Origin of the sequence: Peribacillus muralis (assembly GCF_001439925.1) — a bacterium.
GTDB lineage: Bacteria > Bacillota > Bacilli > Bacillales > DSM-1321 > Peribacillus > Peribacillus muralis.
Map to the genome: position 1 here is coordinate 39657 of NZ_LMBV01000016.1, position 14149 is coordinate 53805.

Genomic DNA, 14149 nt, shown 5'->3' on the forward strand with positions numbered 1-14149 from the left:
GTTGGGGTTCAGCAGCTAATTGCTAGTTGGCTTGGTCTTTAAAGAATTGGCAAGTGTGTTAAACAAGCAAGTGGAAAAGGACCTTCGATAAGAACGTCCCTTATTTATATGTACAAAAGCCGGATAACATTGGCACTCTTTATTTTATTGGTGGACTTGACCTTGATATTTCTTCATTTTCCTAACAACTGAAGGCTGACTGATGCCTAACAATTTCGCCATTTCATAAGTTGATTTACATTGTTTGCGCGCCTTCATCAACATCCACCTTTCCACCTGTTCAAGAGCTGTCTTAAGATTACTATCGTCCACCAGCACTTGATCGAACATTAGGGTATCATCTTTATTGTCCAAAGAACCTTGTCCATGGAAATGGGAGGGAAGAAAGCCAGGGAATATGACGGAGTCTTCCGAGGTCAAAATGAGCCGTTCGATTAGGTTTTCCAATTCTCGCACGTTCCCGGACCATTTATGCTGGATCAGGATCTCATATGTGGACGGATGCAATTTCTTATTCGTGTTGTATTTCTTGTTGATGATTTCAAGATTATGATTGATTAGGATGGCAATATCTTCTTTTCTTTCTCGTAACGGCGGTATAAGGATGGGAATAACATTTAAGCGGTAATACAAATCGAGCCTGAATACACCCGTTTCGACCATTTCCTCAAGATTTTGATTGGTTGCCGTTACAAGCCGGAAATCGATTCTATGCTCTTTTTTTCCGCCGACTCTTTTAAAGGTCTTCTCTTGCAGGACATTTAATAATTTCACTTGCATATCCAATGGGAGCTCGCCGATTTCATCCAAAAAAAGCGTTCCGTTATCTGCTTGTTCAACCAAGCCTTGCTTCCCATGTTTTTGTGCCCCTGTGAAGGACCCTGCTTCATACCCAAACATTTCAGATTCAAAGAGGCTTTTTGGTATGGTACTGCAATTGACTTCGACGAATGGCGCTTTGCTGCGATAACTTTGATTATGAAGCCGTCGGGCAAAAACGCTCTTTCCCACCCCGGATTCCCCCAACAGCATGACATTGGCATCCGTTTTGGCAACACGCAGGATCGTTTTGACGATTTGGTGCATCTCCTTGCTTCGGTAGATCAACTCTTCCTGTTCCCTAAGCTCTTCCACCTCCGATTGATATTCTTGGATCTTCTTCTCCAATTGACCGTATTGGTCCTGGAGCTTCCTGATTTCCGTTTGATCTTGCGTATAACTGACGACACGGATTAGTTCACCATCAGCATCAAAGATTGGGTAAGCTGTCGACATGACGATTTTTCCCGTCTTCGTATGCTGCATGATCTGGACAGGCGTTTTTTCTTTCAAAACCATCGCGGAAATCGAAGGTGAGAGGATTCCTTCCGTTTCAAGCTGGTAAACGGATTTCCCAAGGTAATGATCTGGTTCGATTCCATATATCCACCAATGATTTGGATTCGTGAATAAAATGAACCCCTTTTCATCGGTCACGGTAATATTGTTATTGGAAGTGCTGATGATGCTTTCCAAAACTCTTTTTACATTGTTATCACTCATCATGTTCCCCCTAGGCAGTATTTTCGGTTGATTCAAATATAAATCAGAAATAGCTTCATAATCAAGAATTTTCAGATATTTCAATTTGGAAATGAATCGTTTTTAAGAAATACTTTCTGATTTTTTTGGTGGGTGCCTTCAAATCACCACTTGTATATAGGGAAATTAAGAGATCCATATTATTTATCGTATAAAGCAAACTTTTTAAATAGTGTAAATTCTCCATTTAAGGCTCTTTAATATGGTTAGTTCCATATTACGTTAATAAAATTCATGGCCAAGCTAATTTTAGAATGAGGTTGAGGAAATCTAGCTAATCGTTTCTCACTTAAGCCAATCTAAGATGGGATAAGGAGAGTATAAGAAAAAATTAAAAATTGAGATGGGATTACTATTAAGTTTAATTAATGAACAAATATGAGTTAAAAAACTGAACAAAAAAATAGATTCATATGACGGTTAGTTGATGTTAGGCATTTTCTTTCTTGGCACAGCTCTTGCATATTAATATTAGTGATTAGGAACTATTTGATAGCAACCTAAAAATAAAATGAATATAGGGAGGAATATGAAATGGTAAACACTGTAACTTTAGAAAGAAAAGGACACATTCTACTAATTGGGTTAAATCGTCCTGAGCAAAATAATCTTTTCAATGAAGATTTGATCTTTGATCTCGCTGCTGGTTTGGGTGAACTTGAACGTGACCCAGATTTACGCTGCGGAGTACTATTCGCCCATGGAAAACACTTTACACTAGGTCTTGATTTAGGAGATATAGCTTCATCAGTTAATGATAAGGGCGAGAGGCAGTACCCTGAAGGCTCAATAGATATAATGGGGAGAAATGAACCATACCGTACCAAACCACTAATTTGTGCAGTTCACGGGATATGTTTGACTCTTGGAATTGAAATGGCACTTGCTAGTGATATTCGTCTAGCTGAAACGAATACAAGATTCTTGCAAATGGAAGTGAAACGAGGAATATTCCCATTTGGAGGGGCAACTTCCCGCTTTGTACAAACAGCAGGATGGGGAAATGCGATGAGGTATATGCTTACAGGTGATGAATTTTCTAGTGAAGAGGCATATAGAATTGGGATTATTCAAGAAATTGTTGATATTGATAATCTTTTGCCGCGGGCAATTGAATTAGCAGAGAATATCGCAAGACAATCACCTTTAGGTACACAGGCAACGGTAAAGATGGCTCGATTATCTGTTATGGAAGGAGAAAAAAAGGGTTTACAGGAACTTTGGCCTACGGTAATAGAGTTGTTTGGTACAGAGGATGCTAAGGAAGGTGTAGCTGCATTCCGTGAACGAAGAGATCCAAATTTTAATGGAAAATAGCCGTAAGAAAGATCTAAATAATTTTATGCAACGAACTTTTTTGCTAGATGCAAAATCATTTCTAGCAAAATCAAAATGAAAGTGGCTTAAATTGATAAATAACTGGTATTGGTAGGGGAGGAAATAAAATGACATATGAAAATATATTGTTCGAACAAATAGGACCAATTGCAAGAATTTCACATAATAGACCGAAGTATAGAAATGCTGAGAATAAACAGTTACTAAAAGAGCTAGATGATGCAATTGTACGAGCTGGGAAGGATGAATCGATTCGTGTCGTAATCTTGGCAGGGAAGGGAGACCATTTTTCTGCCGGTCACGACTTAAAGGAAGGACAAGCTGAACGGGGTTCCTTTACATTGGAAGACCGCTGGATGTATGAAGAAGAATATTACTTTGATTATTGCATGAAAATCTGGAACTTACCTAAACCAACGATCGCTCAAGTTCAAGGGGCGTGTATTGCTGGTGGATTTATGGTAGCGAATATGTGTGATTTAATGATTGCTTCAGAGGACGCTTTTTTCGCCGATCCTGTCGTGCATTCGATGGCTGTTACAGGTATAGAGGTGATGATCCATCCTTGGGTGCTCGGTGCTAGAAAAGCTAAGGAGTTATTATTTACAGGTGAAAGATTGACAGCACAGGATGCTTTGGCCAGTGGGATGGTTAACAAAGTCGTGACGAAGGAACGATTAGAAGAAGAGACGCTTGCTTTGGCCCAGCGTATTTCTGAAGCACAACCCTTTGCATTAAAATTAGTAAAAAAATCGCTAAACCGAACTCTTGATATCCAAGGGCTACGTAATTCTCTTGATGCTCATTTTGACACACATTTATTAAGCCACTTCACCGAAGAATCAAAACTTCTAAATAAGACAGGTTTAGAAAAGGTTATACAACGAAGTAAAGCATTGAATCAGAAGTGATATGGAGGTATCGCCAGTGCAGGATAGTACGAATAAACCTTGGTTGCAGTGGTATGATGAAAAGATGAAGAATTTGTGTCTGTCTGAAGTATCGGTATATTCATTACTGAAAAATACGGCTGAACGTTTTCCGGATCACAACGCAATTATTTTTGAAGACAAGCTGACAGATTATCAAACTTTAAAAAAACAGGTAGACAATCTTGCTGGTGCATGGAAAGAAATGGGCTTTAAAAAAGGAGAAAAGATTGGTCTTATGATGGCCAATCATCCTTATTTTATTATAGGCTATTATGCCGCACACGCTCTTGGGCTTACAGTCGTTCAAGTGAATCCGTTGTATACACTAAGAGAATTGCTGCAAATATTAAAAGATACTCAGCTACAATATCTTGTTTTCAGTCAAGAGGCTTCTAAAACAGTTGGAGAGGCACAAGCTGAATATCAGTTCAAAGTTCGTATGTCACTTGAAAAGAGAACGGAAGGTACTAAATCGATTCATGAAATGATCGAAATGAATAAAGGACTAGATTATACCGTCCAAATTAACCCTAAAGAAGATCTAGCTTTGATTCAATACACTGGTGGTACAACTGGCGAAATTAAAGGAGCCATGCTTACGCATTACAACTTAACTTCAAATGTTATGCAAGGTATTGCAATGTATGGGGATTCAATGGTTCCTGGAGAAGAAATCATTTTGCTGACAGGACCCCTTTATCATGTTCAAGCCATGACCGCTTCCATGAATACAGGCATTTACCTTGGTGCGACGATTTTATTGTTTTCAAAATTCGAGTTGCAAAATGTTCTTGAGAATATAAAAAAATATCGACCGACTTTCTTTGGCGGTGTTCCTAAAATTTATAATGATTTTGTGAAGTATCCTGAGATTGAAAAATATGGATTAGACTCCTTAAAGATTTGTACCAGTGCGTCTGCTCCCCTTCCTGTGGAAATTATTAGTCGATTTAGAGAGTTGACTGGCATTGGTATTTTAGAGGGGTTTGGGATTTCAGAAGCGTCTCCTTCTACACACCGGAATCCGCATAATAAAGGGAAAATAGGAAGCATTGGAATTCCTTTCCCCGGAACTGAATGCAAGATTATTGATGACCAGTATAATGAACTGGCAGTTAATGAGGTGGGAGAACTCTTGGTAAAAGGACCTCAGGTCATGAAGGGATACTTTAACAACGAAGCAGAAACAAAACTTACGCTGCGTACTGGCTGGTTGCACACAGGTGATCTCGCAATGATGGATGACGAGGGTTATTTCTATATTGTGGGACGAAAGAAAGAAATGATTATTGTGAGTGGTTTCAATATTTATCCAAAGGAAATAGAAGAAATTTTGTACGAATATCCAGACATAAAAGAAGCAGCTGTCGTAGGCATTCCTTCTTCAGAGTTTGGAGAAGAGATAAAAGCATTCCTCGTTCCGAAAGACGGAGCTAACATAAACACGGATGACGTTAAAGAATATTGCTATTCTAAATTAACTAGGTATAAAGTTCCGAAAAGGTTTGAAATAATACAGAAGCTTCCGAGGAACACGGTTGGAAAAATATTAAAGAGGAATCTTATAAAAAAAGAAAATAAAGAGATTGAGCAAGAGGAGACAAGTATCATCTAGGATATAAATATAGTTTTAAATAACTGAAAATAAATATTTTTCTGTTATTTAAAAGATTACTATTCGGAAAATGTAGAAATGGCTGTAAAGTCAACCAGAATTCGGGCTACAGTGGAACTGTTAAGAACTAGCTCGTTAAATGAGGTCATGGAAGTGAATGTGCCATGGATGAAGAAATGAATATATAAACAGAGTTTATTTCGATAAAAGATGAACTGGGAGTGGAGAAGATGTACCTACGCTTGACGGATGAACAAAAAATGATAAAGGAAACAATTTCTAAATTTGTTAAAAACGAATTGATTCCATTTGAAAATGATGTATTAAAAAATGAGAGAGAAGGCAAACCAGGTATTTCACCAGAAAATTTAAAAGAACTTCAATTAAAAGCAAGAGATTTTGGATTCTGGGGGATTGATACACCGGAAGAATATGGTGGAGCGAATATGGGGAATATGATGATGGCGATCGTAAGAATGGAAGTGGCAAAAACGTTTGTGCCGTTTAAGTTTGGTGGTTCAGCCGATAATATTCTTTATTACGCAAATGAGGAACAGAAAATAAAATATTTAATTCCAGCTATTAATGGCGATAAAAAATCATGTTTTGCTATCACCGAGCCGGATGCAGGATCAGATACGAGAAATATCAAAATGACTGCTGTAAAGGAGGGAAACGAATGGGTATTGAATGGAGAGAAATCATTCATTACTGGAGGTAATGAAGCTGATTTCGTTATGGTTATTGCGATAACAGATAAAGAGGCACATCGGGCAACAGGCAGGGACGGAGTCACATGCTTCATAGTCGACCGTGTAATGGGATGGAAGTCAGAGTATATTGATACGATGGGAGAGTGGGGTCCAGCAGGGTTAGTTTTTGATAATGTTCGGGTACCTGAAGATAACATATTAGGTGAAATCAACCGCGGTTATGAACTTGGCTTGGAGTGGATTGGCGCACAAAGGTGGAGTGTTGGAGCGAAGGCAGTAGGAATGGCTGAGCGTTTGCTTCAAATGGCAATAGATTATTCAAAAGAGCGCAAGACTTTTGGTCAGCCCATTGCGGACAGACAGGCCATTCAATGGCAAATAGCAGATTCGGCTGTTGAAATAGAAGCGGCAAAATGGCTTGTTTTGAATGCAACCTTCACACTGGATCATGGCGAGGACAATAGACATCTGGCTGCAATGGCTAAGTTGTATGGAGCAAATATGGGAAATCGTGTTGTGGATCGTGTTCTACAAATTCATGGCGGTATGGGATATACACGCGAATTGCCAATTGAACGCTGGTATCGAGAAGCGAGATTGTGGAGAATTTATGATGGCACAGATGAAATTCAACGAATGATCATCTCTAGAAACCTGCTAAAAGGTAACGTCAAAGTAGGGCAATTCGTTTAATAAATAGATTCTGAGTATAGAACATTATCTATTCATTTGTATGTTTCTATACTTGTCTAGAGTATGAAACGACTGGGGATATTTGGTTTTTTATCATATCAATCCTCGTTTCTGGTAGACATTCATTCTATGTAAAATTCATAACATATTAGAGGGGAAAATATTAATGGAACGTAACTGTGTACTCTTATCAATTGAAAAACATGTTGGAATGATTACCCTGAATCGTCCGGAAGTAGGGAATGCGCTTAATTTGCAAATGGCACAGGAATTAATGGACGTAGCTATTGTTTGTTCAGAGAATAATAAAATTCGAGCGGTTGTAATTACTGGAGCTGGGAATAAATTCTCAGTTGGGGGAGACTTAAAAAGTTTTGCTCAAGAGGGTGATGAAATTAGCTCTCATTTAAAAGCTGTTACTGCTTATTTACATCAGGCAATCTCCTGTTTTGCGAGGATGAACAAACCACTAATTGTTGCTGTTAATGGAGTAGCTGCTGGTGCAGGGATGAGCCTTGCTTGTGTTGGTGATCTTGTATATGCTTCAGAGAATGCAAAGTTCGTAATGGCTTATAATCGAATAGGATTAACCCCTGATGGATCTGGAAGTTATTTTTTACCTCGTCTTGTGGGGATGAAAAGGGCGTTAGAGTTAATGTATAGCAATCGACAATTAAACGGGAAAGAGGCAAATCAATGGGGAATCGTCAATCATGTAGTTCCTGAAGACAAACTATTATCTGTTGTCCTTGATTTAGCCGAAATACTAGCAAATGGACCAATGAATGCATTTGGAGCAACTAAAAAATTATTTTATCATTCTCTCCAGGAAACGCTTGAGTCACAAATGAGTAAGGAGTCTGAAATGCTTGCTGCCAGAGTAAGTAGTTTAGAGGGGAAAGAAGGTATTTCCGCGTTTCTAGAAAAACGAGAAGCAAATTATTTAACGTTATAACAATATTCTTTAACGAGTGTAAACTATAACAAGGTATTCATATAAAAAGCTGTTTTCACATACTTTGTTGCTTTTGAAAGGCGGTGTGGTGATCTACCCTCCACTGCTCAGCTTTACAGAGAGCGGGCGGTGAGTCTCCTCGGAGAACGCCTGTGGGGTCTTACCTGTCCCATGGGACTCTCGCAAACTGCTCCAATCAACCTTAAATCGTTTCGTTTTAAAAAACAATCTTTACGAAAAGAGCATATAAAAAAGTCTTTCGCAATGATACGAAAGGCTTTTTTGTGCATCGTAATTTTACATTCAGTAAATTGGCATAAATAGAATGACAATTAAGGGAATACATGCAGTTTAATTATTAAACAAAAATTTGTTCAAATAATGAACAAAATGTAGATTCATAATCATTATTTGTTCATTATTCAGCAGTTTTTTTTTGGCACGGCTCTTGCATATTATATAGGAATGATGGGTGCTAAAAGATAGTAAGCCAAAAAATAGAATGAATTTGAAGGTGAATTAGTAAATTCAAACATCAATATGTTGATGGTGTTCTGAAAAGAGGTGGTAATCTATGAGAGTAAGGATAATGTAGCGAATTTACCCATAAATATATTGGATGGGAAAATTACAAGAACATTTTTTACGCAAAAAGAAAATGAGAAATATTGAAAAGAGGGATTCCTATGCGTTGGTTCGTTCTATTACTTTTATTCTTTGGAGCAATTATTAACTTTGCGGATAAATCCATCGTCGGACTTGCAGCTGTGCCAATCATGAAAGAATTTAATCTTTCCTATACGGAGTGGGGGCTCGTCGGAAGTAGTTACTACTGGCTTTATCCAGTAACAGGTATAGTAGGGGCTGCATGGGCTGATAGGTTTGGGGTTAAAAAGGTCCTCGGATATATTATGATCATATGGACTGTTTTGCAATTTGGAGTTTTAGCTATCACTTCTTTGCCGCTTTTAATAATCTACAGAGTTTTACTAGGAGCATTTGAAGGACCATACAGTCCAATAGCATACAGTCATGCGGACAGATGGTTTCCTCCAAAACAAAGAGGTCTTGTTAACTCTATAATAGTTAGTGGAAATACAATAGGTGCAATGGTTATTGCGCCTGTCCTCGTTTCCTTAATTACCATTTTTGGATGGAAAGTCTCCTTTGCCAGTCTTGGTGTTGCGAGCCTAGTTTGGTTTTTCTTATTTCAATTCTTTACAAAGGAAAGCCCGGTTGAAGTTCATAAAAAAGTAGAAAAGAAGAAAAAAGAAAAACTTGAGAAAATAAAGATAAAAGATTTTCTTTTGCTTCTAGCATTACCTACTGCATTATTTACGACACTTGCCTATTTTTCAGCCTATATTTTTATCGTATGGAATGCCCTTTGGCTTCCGATTTATTTAATCGAAGCCGTAAAAATGCCTTCTGCTCAAATGGGATATAGTATTGCGGTAATTGGAATTTCTGCAATACTTATTTATATGGGCGTTTCTCTGCTTTCTGATTATTTATTTAATAAAAATCAAAATTGGCGTATATCAAGAGTATATGTGGTCTCATTATCAATGATCTTGGGCGCGCTATTTTATGCATCAGTCACTGTTTTCCAAAATCCAATCTGGATAATTGTTGCACTGTCTCTAGGGAAGGGTCTAACTTTTGCCATTTTACCAATTGGACCAACTATTATGATTAATGAAATGCGCGAACGAGGCAGTTTGATGACGAGTATTTTAACATCAACAGGCAATATCGCAGGTATTATCGTACCGATTTTTATCGGCTATATTGTAAGTTTAGCAGGAGCCAATAAAGTGGTAGGTCATAATTATTCTATTCTGGTCATGGTTGCTCTTGTTTTACTTTTTAGTATACTTTTTGGTATTTTCGTTAAACCGTCACAAAAAATTGAAGTTACGAAGCAGTATGATTTACCGGATAACGACGACCATGTGGCTAATTAAAAATTGGTTTATTGAGATAAAGACAACAAAATTCCCCCTTTAATGAAAGCGTTTTCTGTTTAATTAGCTAAGCGTGTAGTAGCAGACCTGGGCACCGCCAAACAGTATTATATATATCAAGAAGTAATTAGTTGTTATTTTTACAGAATATTGAGAAACAATAACCGACTAATATACAATAGTTTTATAGAGGATTAATATTCAGATAATTGGTTGAAGCTTAGACTCAGAGAAAAATATTATTTAGATTGGTGATAAAATATGCGCATTGGAATCATTTCGACTTACCCTGCATTTACCTCAGTTGCTCAGGAGGTTACGGAAGAACTGGGATTGACAGATGTAGTTATTGAGCATGGCACATTAAACGAAGGAGCAGAAATTGCCATCCGATGGGAGCGTGAGAAGTCTGTAGATGCTATTATTGTGCGAAGCCTAACCTACGAGTACGTCCAAAGGTCGGTTTCGTTACCATGCATCAGTATGGAAATTTCTAATTATGATCTACTAGAAGCTTTTTATAAAGCTCGGAAATTCGGTGGCCAAGTGGCTGTCATTTATCCTAGGGATGATAAAAAGGCGGATGATCTTCAACACTTCGCCCGTGTTGCCAACATAGAGATTACTCCTTTTTTTTATACGAATCGATTTGGCTGGATACGGCAAACTCTCCAAGCTAAGCGGCAAGGTTATAACACTGTTGTGTCTTTTGGAAGAATTATTGAGTTGGCTCAGCATTTGGGAATGAGAGGTATAATTGTAGAAATAGAGCGTGAAACACTTCGAGAGACCCTCAAGCAAACGAAAAGTTTGTTAAGGATCAATCAAAGCGAACAGGTTAAGGCTAGAAGAAAACAGGAGACTATAAGACGGAGCGATACCATTTTGAAACTATCTACAGATGGTGTAATCTCAATTAATTCCGACTCCTCCATCATCATTTTTAATCCAGCTGCGGAAAAATTGTTGAACATAAATGCTAAAGATATCATAGGTCTAAAACGTAAAGAATTGGAGAATCACCCTGTATTAGGACCCTTGCTAAAGGAAGATAGTGAACTAGAGGGCGAATTAATGAGTTTAGCCGGCATCAATATTGTGGTTAATCGTCGCCTTTTAGGTAAAGGAAACATGGTAGTAAGCTTTCAGACAGCTAGTCATATTCAGACTCTAGAAGGAAAAATCCGTAAAAATATTCATGCTAAGGGACTCGTTGCCCGATATAAGTTCAACGATCTCATTGGTAATAATTCAGCATTTCAGAAAGTGGTGGATCGAGGTATTCAGTTTGCAAAAACGGATTTTACGGTGTTGCTTACAGGTGAGAGTGGAACAGGTAAGGAATTATTCGCTCATTCAATACATCAAGCGAGTGGCAGAGAAAAGGGCCCATTTATCGCAATAAACTGCGCAGCCCTTCCTGAAAGCCTTTTAGAAAGCGAATTGTTTGGTTATGAAGAGGGAGCCTTCACCGGCGCTCGCAAGGGAGGGAAGTTAGGTCATTTTGAGCTTGCTCATAGAGGGACCATTTTCCTGGATGAAATTGGGGAAATGAGCGTGGTCCTGCAAGCCCGGCTGTTGCGCGTGTTGCAGGATCGAGAGGTAATGCGTGTAGGGGGTGATAAAGTGATTCCCGTAGATGTACGGATTATCGCTGCCACCAATCGAAATCTACTGCAGTCAATAGAGAAGGGCCAATTCCGTGAAGACCTCTACTACCGTCTTAATGTTCTTACACTCCGTCTTCCATCGTTAGGGGAGCGATTCGAGGATATTCCACTTTTGGCGGAACGATTTTTAGAGGAAATCGACAAAACTCATGGTCTGAAATCCAATTTACCGGAATCCTGGCTGCATGTTCTCCAACAATATCATTGGCCCGGAAATGTACGGGAATTAAAAAACTTCGTACAAAGATGTGTTGTGCTAACTCAAAGTGTTAATAATCCGGAGGATGTTGTTACTAACCTTTTACATGAGCTAATGATGGATAGGCAACATATAGGGGAGAAGTTCATTACGGTGGAAAAAGGTACTTTGGCAGAAATGGAAAACCAAATTATTAGGAAACTAGACATGACGTCCGGATATGATCGAATAAAGTTGGCGAAATTCCTTGGCATCAGTAGGACGACATTGTGGACGAAGCTAAAGGAGGGGTAGCGTCAGGAAAAACTACAACGTTAAAGAATACCAATATTAAAAAGGTCAAATTTCTCAGTTTTAATGTTTTGAAATTGTGCTTTTTTACTCTGTAAAAGCGCAGATACCCAAAAGGATACTTATAGATAAAAGATTGCTATTAACCATTCATCTATCTTGATGATCATAAAAGTATTAATTCGCTTGTACTTTAAGAACTAGTGACACTTTATGAGTAATGATGCACGGTGGATCTATCTTGCTCCTATAGATTATGTTAAAAAGCTCCGCCATATAGTGAGGTGATGGTGCTATATTTATACGATTAACCTACCTCCGTTTGGGTATAAATATAGTAAAGATGAATATCGGAGGAGTGATTCAATTGGCTGAAAACAGGACTTTGGGACAATATTTATACGATTGCTTAAGAGAAGAAGGGATTACAGAGATTTTTGGTGTGCCTGGAGACTATAATTTCTCTTTGCTAGATACTTTGGAGGAATATGAGGGGATTGAATTCATTAATGGAAGAAATGAACTTAATGCTGGGTACGCAGCGGACGCCTATGCCAGGGTTAAGGGCATGTCGGCACTGATCACGACCTTTGGTGTCGGTGAAATGAGCGCATGTAATGCAATCGCGGGTGCGTACAGTGAAAATGTGCCCCTCATTCATATTGTCGGCTCGCCAAAGTCGATGATGCAGTATGAGAAGGCAATTGCCCATCATACGTTAATGGATGGAGATTTTGATGTTTTTCGCAAGGTTTATGAGCATATAACCTGTTATACGGCGATTCTTACACCTGAAAACGCAGCAAGGGAGATACCGGCTGCAATTAGATTGGCGAAAGAAAAGAAAAAGCCTGTTTATTTGGTAGTGGCTATCGATCTCGTTACAAAGCCATTGCTTTCACAAAGTGAACCCTTGGAGAATGAGGTCAAAACGAATGTCGATGCGTTGCAGTCAGCAGTGAAGCACATAAAGGGTATGTTGGAACATGTGAGCAAAGCGGTTCTGCTTGTCGACGTGAAGTCACTTCGTTATGACCTTGGTGAACCCGTTCAACGGCTTGCTGAGACGTTGAACGTTCCAGTCGCTTCGTTAATGCAGGGGAAAAGCGGTTTCGATGAGAGTCATCCCCAGTATATCGGCGTTTACGGCGGAGCGTTCGGAAACCAGGAGGTGACCAAGACGGTCGAAGAAGCGGATATTATCATTGCCGTTGGTGCGGTTTGGTCTGACACAAATACCTCTAAAGAGACAGCAAAGCTGGATCCGCTGAAAATGGTGGAAGTTCAACCTGACTCTGTAAAAGTGGGAGCGGCCAGTTATATGAACGTCAAGGCGGAGGATATCCTGGATGCACTCAAGGACATCGGCTTCAAGCTGGATAAACCCGTTGCAACCATAACGTTTCCCTATGAAACAAGTGCTGATGATCCATCCGCTCCTCTGAAGGCGGCTTCCTACTATCCTCGAATTCAGCAAATGCTAAAGGAAGATGACATAGTGGTCACCGAAACGGGGACATTCTCTTATGGCATGTCACAGGTCAGATTGCCAAAAGGGGTAACCTATATAACTCAGGGAGGCTGGCAGAGCATTGGTTATGCGACGCCCGCAGCTTTCGGCGCTTGTATAGCGGATAAAAACCGGCGTGTTCTTTTGTTTACCGGTGACGGCTCGTTACAGCTTACTGCACAGGAAATAAGCTCGATGCTGGAAAAGGGCTGTAAACCAATTATTTTCATCCTCAACAATGACGGCTATACGATCGAAAAATTCTTGAACGTCAAGGTCGATATTGAAAAACAGAAATACAATGAGATACCAGCGTGGAATTATACAAAACTGGCAGAAGTGTTTGGAGGGGAGGCATTCACAGCAAGAGTTGAGTCGAATGGTGAACTTGATGAGGCCATCACGAATGCTCAGGATCTGGACGGCGAGAAACTGTGCTTGATCGAACTGATCGTGAATGATCAAATGGACGGACCGGAATATCTAAAAAAAATGAGGAAATATCTTGAAAAGAAAGAGATACAACAGTAATACCAAAAGGACTGTCTCAAAAGCTGAGGACTTATGAGACAGTCCTTTTTTTTGTGAAAATGATAGCTCAAGCAGAGGTCAGGTATTACTTCAAATTTCAACTGGAGATGGCTCTAATTTCTTGTCGTTGAATGTAAATGCTCTCTATGAATAA

Annotated in this window: 9 protein-coding genes; 8 read left to right on the plus strand and 1 reads right to left on the minus strand. The window is 39.1% G+C overall.

The genetic code is table 11. The features are described from left to right. Positions 1 to 144: 144 nt before the first annotated feature. Complete coding sequence (locus ASU00_RS17290; RefSeq protein ID WP_413783531.1) at positions 145 to 1542, minus strand: sigma-54 interaction domain-containing protein; 1398 nt, start codon at positions 1540 to 1542, stop codon at positions 145 to 147. A gap of 573 nt (positions 1543 to 2115) precedes the next feature. Here ASU00_RS17290 and ASU00_RS17295 point away from each other — a divergent pair. From ASU00_RS17295 to ASU00_RS17330, 8 genes are all read left to right on the plus strand, one after another. Continuing rightward, positions 2116 to 2898, plus strand: coding sequence for a crotonase/enoyl-CoA hydratase family protein (locus tag ASU00_RS17295; protein ID WP_057914728.1), 783 nt, complete (start codon positions 2116 to 2118; stop codon positions 2896 to 2898). Positions 2899 to 3026: 128 nt separating this feature from the next. Further along, positions 3027 to 3830 carry an enoyl-CoA hydratase gene (locus ASU00_RS17300; protein ID WP_057914729.1) on the plus strand — a complete coding sequence of 268 codons (804 nt, stop codon included), beginning with the start codon at positions 3027 to 3029 and terminating at the stop codon, positions 3828 to 3830. A 16-nt stretch (positions 3831 to 3846) separates the two neighbouring features. After that, positions 3847 to 5466: a long-chain-fatty-acid--CoA ligase gene (locus ASU00_RS17305; RefSeq protein ID WP_057914730.1), complete on the plus strand. Its 1620-nt coding sequence runs from the start codon at positions 3847 to 3849 to the stop codon at positions 5464 to 5466. A gap of 230 nt (positions 5467 to 5696) precedes the next feature. Further along, positions 5697 to 6872, plus strand: coding sequence for an acyl-CoA dehydrogenase family protein (locus tag ASU00_RS17310; RefSeq protein ID WP_057914731.1), 1176 nt, complete (start codon positions 5697 to 5699; stop codon positions 6870 to 6872). A 166-nt stretch (positions 6873 to 7038) separates the two neighbouring features. Continuing rightward, positions 7039 to 7827 carry an enoyl-CoA hydratase/isomerase family protein gene (locus ASU00_RS17315; protein WP_057914732.1) on the plus strand — a complete coding sequence of 263 codons (789 nt, stop codon included), beginning with the start codon at positions 7039 to 7041 and terminating at the stop codon, positions 7825 to 7827. A 686-nt stretch (positions 7828 to 8513) separates the two neighbouring features. After that, the gene (locus ASU00_RS17320) at positions 8514 to 9794 is read left to right on the plus strand and encodes an MFS transporter (protein WP_057914733.1); all 1281 of its coding nucleotides are present in this window, start codon (positions 8514 to 8516) and stop codon (positions 9792 to 9794) included. Positions 9795 to 10055: 261 nt separating this feature from the next. Further along, entirely contained in the window at positions 10056 to 11957 is a 1902-nt protein-coding gene (locus ASU00_RS17325; RefSeq protein WP_057914734.1) for a sigma 54-interacting transcriptional regulator, read from the plus strand. Positions 11958 to 12297: 340 nt separating this feature from the next. Then, positions 12298 to 13995, plus strand: a complete 1698-nt coding sequence (locus ASU00_RS17330) for an alpha-keto acid decarboxylase family protein (protein ID WP_057914775.1) — start codon at positions 12298 to 12300, stop codon at positions 13993 to 13995. Positions 13996 to 14149: the final 154 nt, after the last annotated feature.

Excerpts from the sequence above, each read along its gene's own strand:
- ASU00_RS17290 (WP_413783531.1), bottom strand. The coding sequence starts at position 1,542 with ATGAGTGATAACAATGTAAAAAGAGTTTTGGAAAGCATCATCAGCACT.
- ASU00_RS17295 (WP_057914728.1), top strand. The coding sequence starts at position 2,116 with ATGGTAAACACTGTAACTTTAGAAAGAAAAGGACACATTCTACTAATT.
- ASU00_RS17300 (WP_057914729.1), top strand. The coding sequence starts at position 3,027 with ATGACATATGAAAATATATTGTTCGAACAAATAGGACCAATTGCAAGA.
- ASU00_RS17310 (WP_057914731.1), top strand. The coding sequence starts at position 5,697 with ATGTACCTACGCTTGACGGATGAACAAAAAATGATAAAGGAAACAATT.
- ASU00_RS17315 (WP_057914732.1), top strand. The coding sequence starts at position 7,039 with ATGGAACGTAACTGTGTACTCTTATCAATTGAAAAACATGTTGGAATG.
- ASU00_RS17320 (WP_057914733.1), top strand. The coding sequence starts at position 8,514 with ATGCGTTGGTTCGTTCTATTACTTTTATTCTTTGGAGCAATTATTAAC.
- ASU00_RS17325 (WP_057914734.1), top strand. The coding sequence starts at position 10,056 with ATGCGCATTGGAATCATTTCGACTTACCCTGCATTTACCTCAGTTGCT.
- ASU00_RS17330 (WP_057914775.1), top strand. The coding sequence starts at position 12,298 with ATGAATATCGGAGGAGTGATTCAATTGGCTGAAAACAGGACTTTGGGA.